The sequence below is a fragment of the Winogradskyella endarachnes genome (assembly GCF_009741275.1).
In the GTDB taxonomy this organism is placed as follows: Bacteria; Bacteroidota; Bacteroidia; order Flavobacteriales; family Flavobacteriaceae; genus Winogradskyella; species Winogradskyella endarachnes.
Genome location: NZ_WOWS01000005.1, coordinates 85,723 through 107,162, shown reverse-complemented (window position 1 = coordinate 107,162; position 21,440 = coordinate 85,723). Strand labels below are relative to the sequence as shown.

General features: G+C 31.2%; 23 protein-coding genes and 1 tRNA gene. 11 read left to right on the top strand and 13 right to left on the bottom strand.

Annotated elements, in window-relative coordinates; genetic code table 11:
• Positions 1–79: 79 nt before the first annotated feature.
• Complete coding sequence (locus GN138_RS12695) at positions 80–703, bottom strand: response regulator transcription factor (protein ID WP_157364378.1); 624 nt, start codon at positions 701–703, stop codon at positions 80–82.
• A 67-nt stretch (positions 704–770) separates the two neighbouring features.
• Positions 771–1,211: a retropepsin-like aspartic protease gene (locus GN138_RS12690; protein ID WP_157364377.1), complete on the bottom strand. Its 441-nt coding sequence runs from the start codon at positions 1,209–1,211 to the stop codon at positions 771–773.
• A 36-nt stretch (positions 1,212–1,247) separates the two neighbouring features.
• Between GN138_RS12690 and GN138_RS12685 the strand changes: the two genes are divergently transcribed.
• From GN138_RS12685 to GN138_RS12650, 8 genes are all read left to right on the top strand, one after another.
• Positions 1,248–2,015 carry a TatD family hydrolase gene (locus GN138_RS12685; protein ID WP_157364376.1) on the top strand — a complete coding sequence of 256 codons (768 nt, stop codon included), beginning with the start codon at positions 1,248–1,250 and terminating at the stop codon, positions 2,013–2,015.
• Positions 2,016–3,044 carry an asparaginase gene (locus GN138_RS12680; RefSeq protein WP_157364375.1) on the top strand — a complete coding sequence of 343 codons (1,029 nt, stop codon included), beginning with the start codon at positions 2,016–2,018 and terminating at the stop codon, positions 3,042–3,044.
• A 74-nt stretch (positions 3,045–3,118) separates the two neighbouring features.
• A tRNA-Ser gene (locus GN138_RS12675) sits at positions 3,119–3,206 on the top strand.
• A gap of 76 nt (positions 3,207–3,282) precedes the next feature.
• Entirely contained in the window at positions 3,283–4,050 is a 768-nt protein-coding gene (locus GN138_RS12670) for a MotA/TolQ/ExbB proton channel family protein (protein ID WP_157364374.1), read from the top strand.
• A gap of 11 nt (positions 4,051–4,061) precedes the next feature.
• Entirely contained in the window at positions 4,062–4,508 is a 447-nt protein-coding gene (locus GN138_RS12665; protein WP_157364373.1) for a hypothetical protein, read from the top strand.
• Between the two features lie 7 nt (positions 4,509–4,515).
• Complete coding sequence (locus GN138_RS12660) at positions 4,516–5,151, top strand: ExbD/TolR family protein (RefSeq protein ID WP_157364372.1); 636 nt, start codon at positions 4,516–4,518, stop codon at positions 5,149–5,151.
• 11 nt (positions 5,152–5,162) lie between these two features.
• A complete protein-coding gene (locus GN138_RS12655) occupies positions 5,163–5,627 on the top strand; it encodes an ExbD/TolR family protein (RefSeq protein ID WP_157364371.1) in 465 nt (154 codons plus the stop codon).
• A 93-nt stretch (positions 5,628–5,720) separates the two neighbouring features.
• Positions 5,721–6,419 (top strand): porin family protein, encoded by a 699-nt coding sequence (locus GN138_RS12650; RefSeq protein WP_157364370.1) that lies wholly within the window; start codon positions 5,721–5,723, stop codon positions 6,417–6,419.
• Here GN138_RS12650 and GN138_RS12645 read toward each other — a convergent pair.
• The 11 genes from GN138_RS12645 to rplM all read right to left on the bottom strand — a co-directional run bounded on the left by GN138_RS12645 (position 6,414) and on the right by rplM (position 18,237).
• Positions 6,414–7,022 (bottom strand): hypothetical protein, encoded by a 609-nt coding sequence (locus GN138_RS12645; RefSeq protein ID WP_157364369.1) that lies wholly within the window; start codon positions 7,020–7,022, stop codon positions 6,414–6,416. The genes GN138_RS12650 and GN138_RS12645 overlap by 6 nt on opposite strands.
• Positions 7,023–7,030: 8 nt before the next feature.
• Positions 7,031–8,497: an RNA polymerase factor sigma-54 gene (rpoN, locus tag GN138_RS12640; RefSeq protein WP_157364368.1), complete on the bottom strand. Its 1,467-nt coding sequence runs from the start codon at positions 8,495–8,497 to the stop codon at positions 7,031–7,033.
• Between the two features lie 75 nt (positions 8,498–8,572).
• Entirely contained in the window at positions 8,573–10,018 is a 1,446-nt protein-coding gene (gene asnS / locus GN138_RS12635; protein ID WP_157364367.1) for an asparagine--tRNA ligase, read from the bottom strand.
• 65 nt (positions 10,019–10,083) lie between these two features.
• Positions 10,084–12,492 (bottom strand): efflux RND transporter permease subunit, encoded by a 2,409-nt coding sequence (locus GN138_RS12630; protein ID WP_157364366.1) that lies wholly within the window; start codon positions 12,490–12,492, stop codon positions 10,084–10,086.
• Between the two features lie 64 nt (positions 12,493–12,556).
• Positions 12,557–13,837, bottom strand: coding sequence for a DUF5686 family protein (locus GN138_RS12625; RefSeq protein ID WP_157364365.1), 1,281 nt, complete (start codon positions 13,835–13,837; stop codon positions 12,557–12,559).
• Positions 13,838–13,909: 72 nt separating this feature from the next.
• Entirely contained in the window at positions 13,910–14,464 is a 555-nt protein-coding gene (gene frr, locus GN138_RS12620) for a ribosome recycling factor (RefSeq protein WP_157364364.1), read from the bottom strand.
• A gap of 42 nt (positions 14,465–14,506) precedes the next feature.
• Positions 14,507–15,214 (bottom strand): UMP kinase, encoded by a 708-nt coding sequence (gene pyrH, locus GN138_RS12615; protein WP_157364363.1) that lies wholly within the window; start codon positions 15,212–15,214, stop codon positions 14,507–14,509.
• Positions 15,215–15,333: 119 nt separating this feature from the next.
• Complete coding sequence (tsf, locus tag GN138_RS12610) at positions 15,334–16,308, bottom strand: translation elongation factor Ts (protein ID WP_157364362.1); 975 nt, start codon at positions 16,306–16,308, stop codon at positions 15,334–15,336.
• 83 nt (positions 16,309–16,391) lie between these two features.
• A complete protein-coding gene (gene rpsB, locus GN138_RS12605) occupies positions 16,392–17,174 on the bottom strand; it encodes a 30S ribosomal protein S2 (RefSeq protein WP_157364361.1) in 783 nt (260 codons plus the stop codon).
• Positions 17,175–17,395: 221 nt separating this feature from the next.
• A complete protein-coding gene (gene rpsI / locus GN138_RS12600; protein ID WP_157364360.1) occupies positions 17,396–17,782 on the bottom strand; it encodes a 30S ribosomal protein S9 in 387 nt (128 codons plus the stop codon).
• The gene (rplM, locus tag GN138_RS12595; protein WP_173301981.1) at positions 17,782–18,237 is read right to left on the bottom strand and encodes a 50S ribosomal protein L13; all 456 of its coding nucleotides are present in this window, start codon (positions 18,235–18,237) and stop codon (positions 17,782–17,784) included. Before rplM ends, rpsI begins: the two co-directional genes overlap by 1 nt.
• 235 nt (positions 18,238–18,472) lie before the next feature.
• Between rplM and GN138_RS12590 the strand changes: the two genes are divergently transcribed.
• Genes GN138_RS12590 through GN138_RS12580 form a run of 3 tightly spaced genes read left to right on the top strand, consistent with a single transcriptional unit; the run spans position 18,473 to position 21,436 of the window.
• On the top strand, positions 18,473–19,216 hold the full coding sequence (locus GN138_RS12590; RefSeq protein ID WP_157364359.1) for a phosphorylase family protein: 744 nt from the start codon (positions 18,473–18,475) through the stop codon (positions 19,214–19,216).
• 2 nt (positions 19,217–19,218) lie between these two features.
• Positions 19,219–20,259, top strand: coding sequence for a glycosyltransferase family 2 protein (locus tag GN138_RS12585; RefSeq protein ID WP_157364358.1), 1,041 nt, complete (start codon positions 19,219–19,221; stop codon positions 20,257–20,259).
• A gap of 1 nt (position 20,260) precedes the next feature.
• On the top strand, positions 20,261–21,436 hold the full coding sequence (locus GN138_RS12580) for a hypothetical protein (RefSeq protein WP_157364357.1): 1,176 nt from the start codon (positions 20,261–20,263) through the stop codon (positions 21,434–21,436).
• The last annotated feature ends 4 nt before the right edge of the window (positions 21,437–21,440 follow it).

Here is a 21,440-nt window from a genome sequence, read left to right as displayed (position 1 = left end):
ATTAAACCGATAAAATTCAATCATCAGTGTAAAGGTCATAAATAATTAGATACAATACTATACGTAGATCTACGTATATTTATAAAAATTTAGAATTTTCTTTAGCGAACAGATACAAACTTGTTGATTTAGAGTTAAGTGCAAGTTTTTTTCTTATGTGGCTTTTATGTTTTTCTACTGTTCTAGATGAAATAAATAGCTCTTTTGCTATTTCTGATGCCGTTTTATTGTCTCCAACAAGTTTAAGAACTTTTAATTCTGCATCAGTTAAGGATTTTAATTTTATTGGACCTTGATTTATTTCTATATAAGAAATCAATTCTGGGCTAAAATAGGGTTTATCATTTATTACAGATTTAATACAATTTTCAATTTCTTCTAAAGCAAACTCTTTTAAAACATAGCCATAAATATCTAATGCTTTAGCTTCGTTATAGGTTTTCTCATCTTTTTCAAAAGTGATGAGAACAATTTTTGTTGACAGATTTTCTGTTTTACATTTTTCTGCAATTTCAAGACCTGAAAAAAAAGGCATTTTAATGTCTAAAATAGCAATATCTGGCTGGTGTGCTTTTATTAATGCTAAAGCTTCTTTACCATTTTTTGCACTAGCAATAACATTATAATTTTTTTCAATTAAATAATCATATAACCCTTTTAAGATCAGAGGGTGGTCATCTGCAATAATTATATTAGGTTTCATCTTTGCTATTAATTCAATGTGCTATTATTTTTAAAAGTACTAAGAAAGAATCATTTTTCTGAATTTATTAAAGCTTTAAATACAGGTATTTTTTTTCATAGTCAATAATCGCTTTTCCTTTTTTTAATATATCTGCTCCTATAATTCCGTCTACAGGTTCTGCATTATGGTTTATTAAGCCAGTGTTTACATGAGAGAGATTAAATAGAATTAAGGCAACTTTATGTCTCTTCCATTTTCCTAATTTAATATCATTAGATTTCGAAATTTGTGTTAACATATCTGATGCACCTGCACCAACGGCTTTAATTTCAGAATCTTTTACTTTTAAATTAAATCGCTCAATGGCTTCAAAACCTACACAACTATTTGAGGCTCCTGTATCTAAAATAAAACGCCCTTTTACACCATTTATTGATGCCTTTATTTCAAAATGATTTGTTTTGGTAAATTTTAATTTTATTTTAGAATAACCTTTATCCTTAAGGAAGTCTTTAAGTGTTTCCATTTTTCAATTTTTGTAAATATAACTTACTTTTACAAAATGATAATAACCGATACACATACCCATTTGTACAGCGATGCATTTGATGAAGATAGAGCAGCCATGATAGCGCGAGCAATAGAAGTTGGTGTAGAGCGCTTTTTTATTCCGGCAATAGATTCTAGTTATACAGCATCTATGTTTCAGCTCGAAAAGGATTTTCCAGAACATGTATTCTTAATGATGGGTTTGCATCCAACTTCTGTTAAAGCTAATTATAAAGAAGAACTGGCTCATGTTGAAGAGCATTTAAGACGCAGAACATTTTGTGCTATTGGAGAAATTGGAATCGATTTATATTGGGATAAAACCACATTAGAAATTCAAAAAGAAGCTTTTAAACATCAAATTAATCTCGCAAAAAAATATAAACTACCAATAGTTATTCATTGCAGAGAAGCTTTTGATGAAATTTTTGAAGTTTTAGAGCAAGAGAAAGCCGATGATTTATATGGTATTTTTCATTGTTTTACTGGCAATTTAGAACAAGCCAAAAAGGCTATTTCTTATAATATGAAATTAGGAATAGGAGGTGTAGTTACTTTTAAAAACGGTAAAATAGATCAGTTTATTAATCAAATAGATGTAAAACATATTGTTTTAGAAACAGATTCCCCTTATTTAGCACCTAAACCATATAGAGGAAAGCGCAATGAGAGTGGCTATATCATTAAAGTTTTAGAAAAATTATCTGAACTTTATGGCATAAACGAAGAAGAAATTGCCCGCATTACTACTAAGAATTCTAAAGCAATATTCGGTATTTAAATGAAAGAACAACCACATATACTTTTAATATATACTGGTGGTACCATTGGTATGATAAAAAATGCTGACACAGGTGCTTTAAAAGCCTTCGATTTTACTAGTTTATTAGTTAAAATTCCTGAGTTACGTTTGTTAGATTGTACCATTGAAACAATTTCTTTTGATGACCCAATTGACTCTTCAAATATGAACCCTAAATATTGGGTAGAAATTGTAAATATTATACAAGAAAATTATTCAAAATTTGACGGCTTTGTTGTGTTACATGGCAGTGATACTATGAGCTATACCGCATCGGCTTTAAGTTTTATGCTAGAGAATTTGGCAAAACCTGTTATTTTAACGGGTTCTCAATTACCAATTGGCGATTTAAGAACTGATGCAAAAGAGAACTTAATAACCTCAATAGAAATGGCTTCGTTACAAGAAAATGGATTGCCTGTAATTAGAGAAGTTGGTCTTTATTTTGAGTATAAATTATATAGAGGAAATAGAACTACGAAGCTAAGTGCAGAACATTTTGAAGCTTTTGAATCGTTAAACTATCCTAACCTTGCCGAATCAGGAGTGCATTTAAAAGTGAATTCAGAATTTTTATTAAAACCAAAATGTAATTCAGAGCTTATTGTGCGCACAACTATGAATTCTGATATTGGCGTTTTAAAACTATTTCCTGGTATTTCTAGAGCAATCTGTGAAGCCGTTTTAACCAGTAAATTAATAAAAGGATTAATTATAGAAACCTATGGGTCTGGTAATGCTACTACCGAAACTTGGTTTATAGACCTATTAAAAAATGCAGTTAATAGTGGTTTGCACATTGTAAATGTTACACAATGCGTAAGAGGCAGTGTAAATATGGGACAATATGAAACAAGTTCTCAATTAAAATCTATAGGTATAATATCTGGAAAAGATATGACTACAGAAGCGGCTATAGCTAAATTGATGTATCTATTAGGTGAGAATTTAGAGCCTAAAAAATTTCAATATTATTTTGAAACTCCATTACGCGGAGAAATGTCTTAAAATTAATGTTATAAATTTCAGGGTTTGAAGATTTTTTCGTTATTTGGCGGTCTGTAATTTTGTAATAAACTTATAGAGAGGTGGCCGAGTGGTCGAAGGCGCACGCCTGGAAAGTGTGTATACTCCAAAAGGGTATCGAGGGTTCGAATCCCTTCCTCTCTGCTGATATTTTTATGCAATAATTGCAATATTTTTTTTATCTTTAACGCTTTAACTAATAAAATTAAGATTCAGAACAATGAAAAGATTATTTTCTATCCTTGCCATAACATTTTTAATGGCCATCGGAACTGTTAATGCCAATGCAACAACGACGTTTGCAAGTGCAACAGCAACTGTAACAAGTGTAACTCAAGAAGAGGCTCCGGCTGAAGATTTGACGTTTCACCAAGAATTAAAAAAACGTTTTATAGAAGGTGGTCCAGGCTTTATGGGTATTGTACTACTATGTTTAATTCTTGGATTAGCAATTGCTATTGAGAGAATTATCTTTTTAAACCTTTCTACAACAAACACTAAAAAATTAACTCAAAATGTAGAAGATGCATTAAACTCTGGTGGTATTGAAGCTGCAAAAGAAGTTTGTAGAAATACAAAAGGACCTGTAGCATCTATTTTCTATCAAGGTTTAGATAGAGCTGAGGAAGATATTGATGCTGCTGAAAAAGCTGTTGTAGCTTATGGTGGTGTACAAATGGGACAATTAGAGAAGAATGTTTCTTGGATTTCATTATTTATCGCTTTGGCACCAATGCTTGGTTTCATGGGTACGGTAATTGGTATGATTTCTGCCTTTGATAAAATTGAGGCTGCAGGTGATATGAACCCTTCTTTAGTTGCAGGTGGTATTAAAGTAGCACTTTTAACAACAGTATTTGGTCTTATAGTAGCTATTATTCTACAAATTTTTTATAATTATATCATTGCTAAAATCGATAGCATCGTAAATGATATGGAAGATGCATCAATTACTTTGATGGATTTATTAGTAAAACACAAAAAATAAGATTTTAAATTATGAATTTTAAAACTATATCAAAAATACTAGTAGCCATACTTGGGTTTTTAGGTATCATTTTCTTAGTGCGAATTGTTGCAGCTGGAGATGAAGCTATAAAAACTGGAGGAGAAGATGGGCTAGTAGATCCAATGGCTTATATAGCATATGTCATTTTGGCTTTAGTATTAGCATTTGTAGTGTTTTTTGTGATAAAAAACTTATTTACAAATACTGCTGGGCTTAAAAACACTTTAATTGGTGTTGGAGCATTTGCCGCTGTATTACTTATATCTTATGTTGTTTCTGGTGGAGACGTTATGAAATATGCACTTCAAGAAGGTGGTTTCGCAACAGATAGTACTTCACAATTAGTAGGAGCAGGTTTAACTGCTTTTTACCTATTGTTAGGCGTAGCTGCAATCGCAATGATTTTTGCAGCAGCAAAGAAATTAATTAGTAAATAAAAGTAGTATGGCAAAAAGAGCAGCACCCGAAGTAAATGCAGGATCAATGGCTGACATTGCCTTCTTATTACTTATCTTTTTCTTGGTAACAACAACGATTGAAAAGGATAAAGGTTTATTAAGAAGTTTGCCACCTATTGATGACTCGCAAGTTGAGCCACCTATTATTAAACAAAAGAATTTATTTACTGTTTTAATAAATAGAAATAACCAGTTGTTAGTAGAAGAAGAACAAATGGATATTTCAGATTTAAGACAAGCAGCAATTGATTTCTTAGATAATGGTGGAAGTACAAATGCAGCAGGAGAATCTTGTACATATTGTCAAGGTAAAGGATTAGCTGATTCATCAGATCATCCTGATAAAGCAATTATCTCTATGAAGCATGACAGAGAAACTTCTTATGAGCAGTACATGGATGTACAAAATGAATTAGTAGCAGCTTATAACTTCTTAAGAGAGCGCGAGGCAGCTAGATTATATAGAAAGTATTATCCAAATGCAGATAAAGTATTTACTGCAATGTTAGAAGAGAAGGAGAAGAACCAATATAGTAAGGATGAGGTTCTTAACGAACGTATAGAAACGGTTAAGAAATTATTCCCTATGAAGTTGTCTGAAGCAGAACCTGATAAAAATTAAAAGAAATAAATATGTCTAAATTTAGAAAAAAGGATAAAGGTGATTTGCCTGCTATTTCAACAGCATCACTTCCAGATATTGTATTTATGTTACTTTTCTTTTTTATGGTAGCAACAGTAATGCGTGATAGTTCCTTGATGATTGAAAATAGTTTGCCAAGTGCAGATCAAGTTGAAAAATTAAAAAAGGATAGAACCGTTTTTATATATGGTGGTAAACCAAGTGCTCAATTTAAGCAGTTTGGTACAGAACCTAGAATTCAATTTAATGATGCTTTTATTGGTGTTGAAGATGTGCAATCTTCAGTATTACAAGCTATATCAGAACTTAATGAGGATTTACAAAGTAAAGTGGTTGTAGGTCTAAAGGTAGATAAAAATACCAATGCTGGTTTAGTATCAGACATTAAGCAAGAATTACGTAAAGCTAATGCATTAAAAGTAATGTATATTGCAAATACAAAAGCACAGAATTAAAAATTAAGTATCAATTTTTAATATAAAAACGTCCTGATTAATCAGGACGTTTTTTTGTTTAATACCTATTAAAGATTTTGTAGCTTTATCGACATGAAAAATGTAGTTTTTCTTATATTAATTCTAATAAGTTATATTGGAAATTCGCAAAGTGATAAACTTGATAATTTTGATACAGATTATCAGTACAGAGAAGATCAATTTTACGCTTCGGTTACTTACAATATAATTAATCATAAACCTTCAGGAGTTAGCCAAAGTGGTTTTTCATCTGGTTTTAACATTGGGTTTATTAGAGATATGCCTATTAATAAAAATAGAAATATTGCATTCGGTATTGGTTTAGGTTTGTCTTCTAATTCATACAATCAAAAAAATTTATTAATAGAAGAAGTAGCCAATGGAGTAACTTTTACTATTATTGATGAAGATGATTATGATGTTTCTAAAAATAAATTTACGACGTATTTAATAGAGGTTCCTTTTGAGTTTAGATGGCGTACTTCTAATGCTGAGGATTATAATTTTTGGAGGATCTATACAGGTTTTAAAGTTGGTTATTTACTTTATAATTCTGTAAAATTTGAAAGTGAAACACTAAATTCTAATCTTTATAATAGTGGTAGTTTTGAAAAATTGCAATACGGTTTAACTCTCAGTGCTGGTTATAGTACATGGAACTTTTATTTGTACTATGGACTTAATCCTATTTTTGATTCTAGTTTAAAATTAGAAGAAAGTGGTATTGAAATGAAACCTATTAATATTGGCCTAATGTTTTACATTTTATAACCAATAATTTAATAGTACTAATTGGGGTGTCAACCCTGTGAATAGACCTAAAATTAATTCTTGGTTGGTATGAGCCTTTAAATGCAATCTAGAGGTGGCTATTGCTCCCAAAATTACTGTCATAAGTGCTATAGTACCATTTATATTAATATGGTAATTAACTGCTGTATTTATCGCAAACATAAAGAAACCAGCAGCCGCAATCATATGTATGCTCGCCTTTATTTTAAATACTGCGAGTATAAAGCATATAAATGTTGAAATTAAAATGCCCAAAAAGAAATAAAATAAACCTAATATTTCGCCTGGTGGTAATACCCTAAATAGAATTAAAAGGATTATAATGCAATTAATAAATAATGGAATTAATCGTTCTTTGGTGCTTTTTAGGTAGATAGTATTTACCTTATTTACCGTTTTCAATAAAAAGAAAAGTAGTATAGGTAATATAATTGTAAGGATAACAATAGAAAATATTTTAGCCTTCATAACAGGCTCTGGTATATATCTTGGGGTTTTTGAAAAATAAAATATAACCCCTAATAAAGGCATTATTAAAGGGTGAAATACAAATGAGATACTCTTTAAAATAAAATTTTTCATTACTAAATTTAAAGTTCCTTTCTCAAACGTGCTACAGGTATATCTAATTGTTCTCTGTATTTTGCTACTGTACGTCTTGCTATTGGATACCCTTTTTCTTTTAATATTTTAGAAAGTGCTTCGTCTGTTAAAGGTTTCTTTTTACTCTCCTCTTCAATGACTGTTTCAAGAATTTTTTTAATTTCTCTTGTTGATACCTCTTCACCTTGATCGTTTGTCATGGACTCTGAGAAAAATTCTTTAATTAATTTAGTACCATAAGGTGTATCTACATATTTACTATTGGCCACACGAGATATGGTTGAAACATCCATTTCAATTTCGTCTGCAATATCCTTTAAAATCATAGGCCGCAAATTACGCTCATCTCCTGTTAAAAAGTATTCTTTTTGATAATGCATAATTGCGCTCATTGTAACAAACAAAGTCTGTTGCCGTTGTCTAACTGCTTCTATAAACCATTTTGCAGCATCTAATTTCTGTTTAATAAATAAAACAGCATCTTTTTGCGCTTTAGACTTCTCCTTGGTTGCTTTGTAGCCCTTAAGCATATTGTTATATTCCCTAGAGACATGTAATTCTGGAGCGTTTCTACCATTAAGTGTTAACTCTAATTCACCATTAACAATCTTAATGGCAAAATCTGGTACTATGTGTTGTACAATTTTGTTATTACCAGCATAAGATCCGCCAGGTTTTGGGTTAAGATGTTCTATTTGTTCTATAGCATCTTTTAGTTGCTCTTCGTTAATATTGAATTTTTGTAGTAATTTTTTATAATGCTTTTTAGTAAACTGTTCAAAAGCCTTATCTATAATTGTAGTTGCTAATTCAACGTCTGGATGCTGTTCTTTTCTATGTAATTGTATACTCAAACATTCTTGAAGATTCCGCGCACCAACACCTGCAGGATCCAATTGATGTACAATATTCAAAACGTTTTCAACCTCTTCTTCAGTAGTATATACATTTTGTGTAAATGCCAAATCATCAGTAATATCAGATAAAGAACGACGTATATAGCCGCTCTCATCAACACTACCAACCAAAAAATAGGCAATTTCCTCTTCTTGTTCAGAGAGGCGAAAGGTGTTTAATTGATTTATTAAATGTTGTGTAAAAGAGGTTCCGGCAGCATATGGCACTGATTTCTCATCATCATCTGCACTGTAATTATTGGCTTGAGTTCTGTACTCTGGTATTTCATCATCGCTTAGATATTCATCAATATTGATATCTTCGGCTTCAATAGTTTCATTGTCATCATAGGTTTCATTAGAATTATCAAATTCCTCTAAATTATCTTGTGACGCTTCTGATTCTTTGCCAGTATCTAATGCTGGATTTTCCTCTAATTCTTGCTTTAAACGTTGCTCAAAAGCTTGTGTAGGTAACTGAATCAACTTCATAAGTTGAATCTGTTGTGGTGAGAGCTTCTGAGAAAGCTTAAATGATAAAAACTGCTTTAGAGACATAAAATTTCTGTTGATTATAAATGTAATAAAAAAAACCTGATGGGTTTCTATAACTCATCAGGTAAATTTTTACAATTAAAATTCTGCATTTTGAGGTGTTCTTGGGTAAGGAATAACATCTCTAATATTACTCATACCAGTTGCGAACATCACTAATCGTTCAAAACCTAAACCAAAACCAGAGTGTACTGCTGTTCCGTATTTACGTAAATCTAAATACCACCATAATTCTTCTTCATCTATATTTAAGGCTTTCATTTTCTCTTTAAGAACCTCCAAACGTTCTTCACGTTGAGAACCTCCAACCATTTCACCAATTCCTGGAAACAATATATCCATAGCTCTTACGGTTTCTCTTCCTTCTGCATCTGGCTCGTTTAAGCGCATATAAAATGCTTTAATGTTTGCTGGATAATCAAATAATATTACAGGACATTTAAAGTGTTTTTCTACTAAAAAACGCTCGTGCTCAGATTGTAAATCTGCTCCCCATTCATTTATTAAATAGTTGAATTTCTTCTTTTTGTTTGGCTTACAGTTTCTAAGAATATCAATAGCTTCTGTATAACTAACGCGCTTAAAATTGTTGTCTACTACAAACTTAATCTTTTCAATTAAACTCATGTCACTGCGTTGTGCTTGAGGTAATTTTTCTTCTTCTTTCTGCAAACGATTATCTAAAAACTCTAAATCTTCCTTGTTATTTTCTAGAATATAACTTAAAACAGATTTCATAAAATCTTCAGCCAAATCCATGTTACCTGCCAAATCCATAAAAGCAACTTCTGGTTCAATCATCCAGAATTCTGCTAGATGGCGCGTTGTATTAGAATTTTCTGCTCTAAATGTTGGTCCAAAGGTGTAAACTTTACCTAAAGACATTGCATAAGTTTCAGCTTCAAGCTGGCCAGAAACGGTTAAATTTGTTTCTTTTCCGAAAAAATCTTCTTTATAATTTACGGTTCCATCTTCATTTAGTGGAGGGTTTTTAGCCTCTAAAGTGGTGACTTTAAACATTTCGCCAGCACCTTCAGCATCACTACCAGTAACAATAGGTGTGTGCATATAGTTAAAGCCATTTTCATTAAAATACTTGTGTATTGCAAAAGATAATGAAGAACGTAAACGCATTACTGCACTAAATGTATTTGTTCTAGTTCTTAAATGGGCGTTTTCTCTTAAGAACTCAAAGGAGTGTTTTTTAGGTTGAATTGGGTAGGTTTCAGGGTCAGAATCTCCTAAAATGTCTAATGTTTTTACAACAATTTCTACTGATTGTCCTTTACCTTGGCTTTCTACCAATTCTCCTTTAACATGAATAGCAGCTCCTGTTGTGATTCGTTTTAAAATTGCTTCGTCAAAATTTTCAAAATCAACAACACATTGAATATTATTTATCGTTGAACCATCATTTAAAGCAATAAATCGCTTTGCTCTAAAAGTTCTTACCCAACCTTTTATAGAAACGTCTTGTAAGGTTACATCTTGTGACAATAATTCTGCTACAGTTTTTGAAGTCATTTTTTAATTATTTTGAATGCTAATATATATGATACCAAATAAATTTTAAAATCTATTTAGTAGTGTTAATTGTTTTGTTCAGCGTTGTCTTCTGTTTCATCTTCTGATGGTATAATATTTATTGAAGGTTCTCTTAAGACTTCTTTATTTGCAATATTACGTTCTAAAGATAACAACAGCGAAGGTAGTAATAGTAAGTTAGAAAGCATGGCAAAAAGTAAGGTTATAGATACTAAAGCACCTAATGCAACTGTACCACCAAAGCTTGAAATGGTAAATACTGAAAACCCAAAGAATAATACAATAGAGGTATAAATCATACTTACACCAGTTTCTCTTAGTGCTGCGTAAACGGACTTTCTAATTTTCCAGTTATTGGCTTGTAATTCTTGTCTGTATTTTGCCAAAAAATGAATGGTATCATCTACAGAAATACCAAATGCAATACTAAATACTAATATGGTTGAAGGTTTTATTGGTACACCAACGTAACCCATTAATCCTGCTGTAACTAAAAGTGGTAATAGATTAGGGATTAGTGAAACAATTATCATTCTAAACGAACGGAACAGGTAAGCCATAAATAACGCAATTAATACAATGGCTAAGGTTAAAGAAATGATTAAGTTTTTAACCAGATATTTTGTTCCTTTCTGAAAAACCAAAGCTTTACCAGTCATTATAACCTCGTAACGTTCACTTGGGAATACCTTGTCTATTTTAGTTTGAAGGTCTTCTTGTATACGTTCCATTTTTGCAGTACCAATGTCTTTCATAAACGTGGTAATACGTGCATACTGACCTGTACTATCTACAAAACTGGTTAGTAAATCTACATCTGAAGTTGAGTTTTTAGCATAAGATAAGATGAAACTATTCTCTTGACTCGTTGGCAATTGATAATATTTTGGATTACCGTTATAATAGGCTTGCTTACTGTATTTTACTAAACTTACTACAGAAATAGGACGTGATAATTCTGGTATTTCATCTATAACTTCCTCTAATTGTTCCATGCGCTTTAAGGTAGATAATTTCATAACCCCTTTTTTTCGCTTGGTATCAATCATTATTTCTAAAGGCATAATACCATCAAATTCAGATTCAAAAAAACGAATATCTCTAAAAAATTCAGTGTCTTGTGGCATGTCTTCAATAAGACTTCCTGATATTTTAATTTGGTAAATACCTATTATACTTCCAATAATTAAAATTAATCCTGTAGCATAAATGGTGATTTTTCGGTCTTTCACCATTCTTACCATCCAGTTTACAAAGGCACTGATCCAACGTTTATTAAGGTGTTCTAAATGGCGTGCTTTAGGATAAGGTAAAAATGTATATAGAATAGGAATGATAAGTAAACATAGTATAAAGATAGCAACGATACTTAAGGAGGCTACAATTCCAAATTCCTTTAGTAATTTACTTTGAGTAAAAATAAATGTAGCAAAACCAGATGCTGTAGTAACATTAGTCATTAAGGTTGCGTTACCAACTTTAGTAATAACACGTTGCAGAGATTTTATTTTGTTACCATGTAGTTTTACTTCGTGCTGGTATTTATTAATTAAGAAAATACAGTTAGGTATACCAATTACAATTATTAATGGCGGAATTAAAGCCGTAAGTACGGTTATTTCATAGCCTAATAATCCCAAGATTCCAAAGGTCCACATTACACCAAAACAAACTACAATAAGAGAGATAAATGTGGCTCTAAAAGACCTAAAAAATAAAAAGAATATAAAGGAGGTTACAAAAAGAGCAGCGCCTATAAAAATAGGAATTTCATCTACAATGTTTTGTGCATTTAGAGTTCTAATGTATGGCATACCAGAAACTCTAACATCGAGGCCTGTTTCTTCTTCAAAAGCTTCAATTATTGGTAGAAAATCATCTAAGATAAAATCTTTTCTGGCTGATGTATTTACAATATCCTTTTTTAAATAAATTGCTGTTCTGATGGTTTTTGATTCTGCATTAAACAAAAAGTTATCGTAAAATGGATATTTTTTAAATAGTTCGTCTTCTAGAACATCAATTTCTGTAGCACTGTGTATAGAATCTTTGATGAAAGGTTCTAAATCAAATTGCTTCTTTTCGTTGTTTTTTACAAGTTTTTGAAGGTCTTTTATGGATAGAACCGACTCTACTTCTTCATAATTTTTAAATGAATCGCCAAGTTTATTCCAAGCATTTAATTCTTTAACAGAAAATAAGCTAGAATCTTTGACACCTAAAACAATTAAGTTGCCTTCTTCACCAAAAACTTCTAAAAAGTCATTGTATATAAGGTTTACCTCGTGGTCGTCTGGTAAAAGATTAGCCTCTGTGAAGGTAAAGCGCATATGTTTCCATTGCAAACTAAAAAATACTGTAGTGAGTATAATAGCAATAAGTATAAAAATCTTATTACGAAGAATGAGCCTTGCAATGGCTTCCCAAAATCCGGTGGTTAATAATTTAAACATATGCCAATTAAAATAAGCGGCAAAGGTAGAAAAAACCTAAGGATTTGTTTGATAATTATTTAGTTTATAATGAAATATTAAATGTAAATTTAAAAGCAACATTATCTTCAAACTTTTGTAAGTGATATGCACCATAACGATAGGCAAAGCTTAATCCGAATCCAAAAATTAGTTTATTGATTTCTAAACCAGCTTCAGAATAGAGTTGTTCTAAAGTGTTAAATTCCATCTCTCTATGGTTATTTATACTTCTCATTTCACCTAAGGCGTGGCGAGAAATTAATACTAATTGAGGTTGAAAACGCTCTGTTATGTTAAACGGTTTAAAGCTGTGCTTTATCTGTAGTGTAGAAAATTTATCACTAAAAAATTCATTAAAGTACATAGTCTCAAAACTGTTTAGGCCTGCAACAGAAAAACGGTTGAGTATAGTTTCTTTATTAATATTATTTGGATAGGCATGATACAAATGGGTAAGTGGAGCATCTCCACCGGCAATACCTGCAACTAAAGTTAGTTTTGTAATATCTTCGTTGTTGTGTGTAAATTGATGAATGGTTCTAAAATCTAATTTTGAAAAGTTAAAATCGCTACCAAAAACGGATTTATAAGCTTGCGTTAGTTGAAAGGTAAATTTTGGATAGCCGTCTTTAGTTTCTTTAACCTTATCATTTATAATTTCGTAATGACTAAAAGGACTCCATTGAAGGCTTAATTTTAAGGAGCTTACATCAAAATTATGATATGTTGTTCCACCTGTAACGTAATGATAATTATAAGTTGGTGTAATTTTAGAAACTGCTAATTTAGTTTCTGAAAGTAAATGATTAGAAACTTTATGTTGTAATGAGATAGATTTAGTAATATGTCTATGAAACAAATTGATGTTTAATAAACGTGGTTCAAAAAAAGAGAAAAAGCGTTTATCTGTTAAGAATTTAGAACTACCTGTTTCTTGTAAATCATCTATATATTCTAGGTTAATCCATGTGTTAGATTCTTTATTAACTCTAAAACCACCACCAATTTTGTATTTAAAAGCGTCGTCTCTAAATCCGTATACGATATAGCCATTTAAACGATAAGTTTCAGAGAAGTTATCATTTGTTATACCACCTAAACCTGTTCTAAAGCCTTCGTATTGATTAAATTTAATAAGATATCTTAGGTCTAAATTGAAATGGCGAAAAGGAAAAAAGCCATTACCTATATTCTTTACAAATTGAGTTTTTTTTATAGAATCTCTAACGCGTTGTATTGAATCTTGAGATTGGGTAGGTGGTTGTTGCGCATATCCATACGTTGAAAGAAATATTATAAAAACAACGTATAATTGTTTAGGCATTTTTTTAGTATAATTTAAAAAAATATCCCAATATAATTGGGATATTTTTGATATTTTATAAAGACTGGAGTATTAAACAGTCATTATTTCTTTTTCTTTTTTACTAAAGGTTTCATCAATTTTTTTAACAAAAGAATCTGTTAAGTTTTGAATGTCTATTTCTGCATTTTTTTGAAGGTCTTCTGAGACATCAGAGGCTTTAACTTCTTGGTTTGCTTCTTTACGTGCATTTCTTATTCCAATTTTAGCATCTTCGGCCTCAGATTTTGCTTGTTTTGCCAAATCTCTACGTCGTTCTTCTGTTAATGGAGGAACATTAATTATAATAGTATCACCATTATTCATTGGGTTGAATCCTAAATTTGCAATCATAATACCTTTTTCAATTTCTTGAAGCATTGATTTTTCCCATGGTTGAACAGTTATGGTTCTACCATCTGGTGTATTAACATTTGCAACTTGGCTTAAAGGTGTTTGAGATCCGTAATAATCTACTGTTACGCTACCTAACATTGCTGGGCTAGCTTTACCGGCTCTAATGTTTGTAAGTTGTTTTTCTAAATGCGTTACCGCATTATCCATTGCTTCTTTTGCCGAGTCTATTATAAATTTTATGTCTTCGTTCATAGTTTAAAATTTTAACTAAGTTATCAAAATTTAAGCCAAAAATTAAGCGTTAACTGTTGTGCCAATATTTTCTCCAGAAACTACTTTTAATAAGTTCCCTTTTTTATTCATGTCAAAAACAATGATTGGGAGGTTATTTTCTTGGCTTAATGTAAAGGCTGTAGTATCCATTACTTTAAGCCCTTTTTTTAATACTTCTTCAAATGAAATATGGTCAAATTTAACGGCTGAAGTATCTTTTTCTGGGTCTGCTGTATAAATCCCATCTACACGTGTACCTTTTAAAATGACGTCAGCTTCAATTTCAATTGCGCGCAAAACAGCTGCAGAATCTGTAGTGAAATATGGGTTTCCTGTACCACCTCCAAAAATCACAACTCTCCCTTTTCTTAGATGGCTCATTGCTTTTCTTCTAATAAATGGTTCTGCAACTTCATTAATTTTAATGGCAGTTTGTAAGCGTGTTTTTACATCGGCATCTTCTAACGCATTTTGTAAAGCTAAACCATTAATTACAGTTGCTAACATGCCCATATGATCGCCTTGTACACGATCCATACCATTCATTGCTCCGGCAACACCTCTAAATATATTTCCGCCTCCAATTACTATGGCAACTTCTATACCTAAGTCTGTAATTTCTTTAATATCTTTAGCATATTCTGATAAACGCTCTGGATCAATACCATATTGGCGGTTGCCCATTAAAGCTTCGCCAGATAATTTGAGTAGTATTCTTTTATATTTCATTATATGATTTAAAGGTAGGGCAAAGCTACGTAATTATTAGCATCTGTAAAAATGAAAAAAATGCAAAAAAAAAAGCCTCTCAATTTTGAGAAGCTTTTTTTATAATATTTAGATAATAATTATCCTACTGTAGCTCTTTTAAAGCCTGTAACGACAACATCACCATAAGTTTTTACGTATTCAGCAACGGTTTGCTTTTCGTCTTTAATAAACTTTTGGTCTAATAGACATTTTTCTTGATCTAATGTTGTGTTATCAGAGATATAACGCTCCATTTTACCTGGTAAAATTCTATCCCAAATTTGTTCTGGCTTTCCTTCAGCTTTTAATTCTGCTTTTGCATTTTCTTCAGCAGCTGCAAGTACTTCTGGTGTTAATTGAGCCATTGAAATATAGCTTGGTACGTTTTTTAGTGTTTTACCTAAACGTGCTAATTCAATATTATCTTTTTCAATTACAGCAATACGTGCTTCAGTTTCAGATGCTATATATGCTGGATCAAAATCTTTATAAGATAAAGTAGTTGCTCCCATTGATGCTACTTGCATTGCTACATCTTTAACTAATGTTTCTGCATTATCTACTTTTTCAGACAAACCTACTAAAGCAGCAATTTTGTTAATGTGAACATATTGCCCTACAAAAGGTGCTTCTAATTTTTCAAAAGCAGTAATATCTAATTTTTCACCAATTACTCCAGTTTGTTCAACTAATTTTTCTGCAACAGTCATTCCGCCAAAATCAGCAGCTAAAAATTCTTCTTTAGAATTATAATTTAAAGCAATATCTGCTAAGTCGTTAGCTAATGCTACGAATGATTCATTTTTACCAACAAAGTCTGTTTCACAACCTAATACGATGGCAACACCAGATGTGTTATCTGCATTTATTTTAGCGATTGCAGCACCTTCAGAAGAATCTCTGTCAGCTCTTTTTTCTGCAACTTTTTGTCCTTTTTTACGTAATACTTCAATGGCTTTATCAAAATCACCACCTGCTTCAACTAAAGCTTTTTTACAATCCATCATACCAGCACCAGTTGCTTTTCTAAGCTTGTTTACTTCTGCGGCTGTAACTTTTACTGTATTTTCCATATTTTTTAATTTAAAAAAGTCGAATAATTAATTTTCAACAAAGAAAAGAATTAAACGACTTTTGAATATTTTCTAAATGTTATTTATTCTTCTTCTTGCGTAGCTTCTGGAGCTTTTTTAGCAGGAGCTGCTTTAGCTTCACTTTTTTGAGATTTTGCCTCTTTTTCTGCACGTTCAGCTTTTCTTTCGTTTAAGCCATCAGCGATTGCAGATGTTACGATAGATAAAATTTTATCTACAGATTTAGAAGCATCATCATTTGCAGGAATTAAATAATCTACTTCACGAGGATCAGAGTTAGTATCTACCATCGCAAAAATTGGGATATTTAATTTCTGAGCTTCTTTTATTGCAATATGCTCACGTAAAATATCAACAACGAATATAGCACCTGGTAAACGTGTCATGTCAGAAATAGAACCTAAATTCTTTTCTAATTTTGCGCGTAAACGGTCTACTTGTAGACGTTCTTTTTTAGATAAAGAGTTAAATGTTCCGTCTTTCTTCATTCTATCAATAGCTGCCATTTTCTTTACGGCTTTTCTAATAGTAACAAAGTTAGTTAACATTCCACCTGGCCAACGCTCAGTAATGTATGGTTGGTTTACAGCACCTGCTTTTTCAGCAACGATGTCTTTAGCTTGTTTTTTAGTTGCAACAAATAAAATTTTCTTTCCTGATGCTGCTATTTTAGCTAATGCTTCAGAAGTTTCTTCAATTTTTGCTGCTGTTTTGTAAAGGTTGATAATATGGATACCGTTACGCTCCATATAGATGTAAGGCGCCATGTTTGGGTTCCACTTACGTGTTAGGTGACCAAAGTGTACACCTGCTTCAAGTAATTCTTTTACTTCTACTTTTGCCATTTTGTAATAGTTTACGTTCTGTTGAATAGCAATGTGCTATTATAGCTTTTAGCTTACGCTAGCCGCTGTTAGCTCATTTAGATGCTAAACTAAATCCTGATGTTTCCATCATGGATAACAAAAACTGGTTTAATTTTTTGCCGAAATACTCGGCGATTTCAATAAAATAAAATAATTCAGAACCTGTATATACAGATTCTGAATTAAGTGTTGTTTGGATATTAACGCTTTGAGAATTGGAATTTCTTACGCGCTTTCTTCTGACCGAATTTCTTACGCTCTACCATTCTTGGGTCTCTCGTTAATAGACCTTCTGGCTTTAATACTAGTCTGTTTTCAGGATCTAGTTCGCACATAGCACGACTTAATCCTAAACGTATTGCTTCTGCCTGGCCGGTGATACCACCTCCATATACGTTAACAGTAATATCAAAGTTGCCATCATTGTTAGTCAAGGCTAAAGGTTGGTTTACTTTGTATTGCAATGTTGCAGTACTAAAATAATCCGCCATGTCTTTTTTGTTCACTGTGATTTTGCCACTTCCTTGAGCAACGTACACACGAGCAACAGCCGTCTTTCTACGGCCAATTTTGTGAATTACTTCCATTAGTTAATTTCGTTTAATGTCATTGTTTTTGGTTTTTGAGCTGCATGAGCGTGCTCTGTACCAGTAACAACTGTTAAATTTCTAAAAAGAGTTGCACCTAATTTGTTTTTAGGTAACATTCCTTTTACTGACTTCTCTACTAATCTACTTGGGTCTTTCCCAAATAATTCAGTAGCCGTCAAACTTCTTTGTCCACCTGGATAACCTGTGTGACGGATGTAACTTTTTTCCGTCCATTTGTTACCAGTTAAGTTGATTTTTTCAGCATTAATAACAATTACGTTATCACCGCAATCAACGTGTGGCGTAAAATTAGGTTTGTGCTTACCTCTTAAAAGTATTGCTACTCTTGAAGCTAAGCGACCTAAAGTTTGTCCTTCAGCATCAACTAAAACCCACTCCTTGTTAACGGTAGCTTTGTTTGCTGAAACTGTTTTGTAGCTTAATGTATCCACACTAATTTGATTTGTAATTGTGCCGTAAAGCACAATAGATTAAACATTCTTCTTCTTAAAAAAGAGTTTGCAAATGTACGATAAACTATGAGATTACCAAACCTAGTGAAGTGTTTTTTTTGTGCTGAGAATCAATGGTATTCAATATTCTATTATTGAATTTATTTTGATGCGCTAATGTTCTAAGTAAATACAGTTATCTTTAAGCATCTATTAATACTAAAATGAAGATGTTTTGTACCAAATAATTAAAGAAGAATTCTATAAAGAAAAACCTGTTTTAGACGTCAACAGATTAGTTTTATGGAAAAAAGAACATAAACAATATAATTTTAAGGCCTTACCTAGTATTGCTATACTCACTATTAATAGAGGTGTTGTTTCAAAGAAAATTAAATTACGCTCTAAGAAATTAAAGGGGATTAATGGAAAAAACTATGTACTCAATAATGCATTAGTTATTTGTTTTGATTTTGGAAATGGTGCACCTGCAGTTATAAATCTTATGGAAGAATTAAGGGCTTTAGGTGTAAAAACCTTCATTTACTTAGGTTTTGCCGGAATTTTAACAACCAATTTAAAAGCAGGAGATTTGTTTGTGGTTAATAAGTCGTTTTCTATGACAGGGTGTTCTAAATTTTATAACGGCCAAGATTGTTTAGAATTACAGAATAATAAATTTGTAAATGAATTTTTGTCTAAATTAAATTTTAAGGAAGTTGCAGGTGTAAGTACAGACGCACCTTTTAGAGAAACAGCTAGTTTTTTAGAAGAATTTGTAAACAAAGGAGCTAAAGTTATAGATATGGAATGTGCTGCTATATACGCTTTTTCAAGCTTTTATAATCTTAATGCTATTTGCTTAACTGTAGGAGCAGATAGGTTATTAAATGCTCAATGGACACCACCTAACAATTTAAAATTAATAAATAAGACGTTTAAATCTAATTTTAAATTACTCTTAAAATTACTTTCGTGATAATGCAAAAAAAGCCCTTTATATCTGTTATAGTAAGTTTTTTTAATGAAGAAGAATTATTGCCGAGGTGTGTAGATTCTATATGCAGGCAGTGCTGTTCTGATTTTGAAGTTGTTTTAATCAATGATGGTTCTACAGATAATTCTTTAGATATTGTAAATAAACAGATTGAAGGCTTTAATAACTTTAAAGTATTATCTATTAAAAATGTTGGCTTAGCAGAAGCCCGAAATATAGGATTACAACACGCTACAGGCGAGTATATTACATTTTTAGATGCTGATGATGCTTTTCAATTAAACGCTTTAAACTCCTTTACAGATGAAGCAAAACAGCATAAGCCTGATTTAATTATTTGTGATTATAGTTTACTGTCTGGTGATGGTAAAACTGAATTGCCAACAAAGTGGTATACTGAATATTCGCAAATTGAAACTACCGAAGAGTTTATTAAGGTATTTTACCAAAAACGGACTATTGAAACTGTTTGGGGAAAACTATTTAAGGCTGATATTGCAAAATCAATTGTTTTTAAAAAAGGACTTTGGTTTGAAGATAGACCTTACTTTGTGGAATTTATATTAAAAGCTAAAACCATTACTTTTATACCTAAAAAATTATTGAAAATTTATTGCAGAAAATCATCCATCACAAGAAGAGTTCTGGGTGAAAAACGAATTACAGATTGTCATTTGATTTTTCTTGAAGAATTAAGCATTTTAAAAAAGTACAAAAAAAGTCAATTATTTAATTATGGTGCTTTTAAAACAGCATTGGGTTATCTTATAGATAATTATTTAATTCAGATTATAGATAAAGACGAGATTAAAAATTATAGTGAAATATGTAATCGATATCAATCGCTTTTAGATTCTTATAAAAAGAAAATTAAACAAGAGAATCAAAAAATGAAATTGAAAGACAAACTCTTAATTTCTGCTTTAAGTATGCCAAATTATATTGGGTGGAACTTATCTAATTCTTTTTTTAAAATATTAAAAAGGAAAAGATTAAATAGTATTCGTACTATAAAAAATTTATAGTATGAGCATGTTAAAAAAAGTAGGTTGGCGATTTGTAACATTGAGTTTAGTGCAGCTACTAAATTTATCTTTTCCAATTGTTCTTTATTTTTTGCTTTTGCAAAGAATTGAAATTTCAAAAATTGGAGAGATTATGTCTTGGCAAATGGTATTTGCTATATTGGCAAGTTTGAGTAATTACAGTTTTCCAATTAGATTAATTCCATATGTAGAAAAATTACACAAAAAATATGTGGTAGAGGCTTACTGGAATAAACTTGTACAAGTGCGTTTTGTCTTTTTTATATGCATTGGCATGTTGACTTTGTTGTTAGCTTTTGTTTTACCAAAAATTGCCCTTTTTTCTTTTATGGTTTTGGTTGGTAAATTAATAAGTCCGTCGCTTTTTTTGCCTTTATTATCTAAAAATAAGTTATTACTGTTTAACAATTTTTTGTCTCGATTGATAGCTGTGGTGGTTGTGTTTTTTATGATAAGCACGTCTAATTATTTTTGGACTAACTTTATTATAGGTACTTCAGAGTTAGTGGTATCAATTTTAGTATTACGGTATTTAGGTTGGGATCTAAATTTTAAACTTTCAAAGTTCTCATTGCTAATAAAATTTTTTAAACAGGACGTCAATTTATTTTTAATTCAATTTACAAATGCTGTAATAGTTATGATAACAATTCCGCTTACACATTTGTTTTTTGGAGCGCACATTGCAGGAGTTATATCTATTATTGATAAGATGATAATGGTTATTAGAAATGCTACAGGAAATCTGTTTTTTAGTGTCTTACCAGAAACATTTGAAACAAAGCAAATAAGATCAGTTATTGGTGTTACAGTTTCAAAGTTTAAAATACTTACTATTATTATATTTGCAAGTACAATAGTCTGTCTATTTTTATTTAGAGAGTTGTTATCTGAGAAATTTATCAATCAAAATATTTCTTATTATTTAGCGCTCGCATCATTTTCTATTATACCAATAATAATGAGTACACCCTATCAAATTATGAGTTTTAGGCTAAAAAAATATGCATCTATTTTCTCAATATCAAAGACTCAATTAGTAGTATTGGTTGTTTCCCTTTTATGCTTTGGAAGTTTTTTGGACGTATATGGAATAATTCTCTCTATACTATTACACGAAAGTATTTGCTTCTATCTCTACAGAAAAATGGGATAAATAC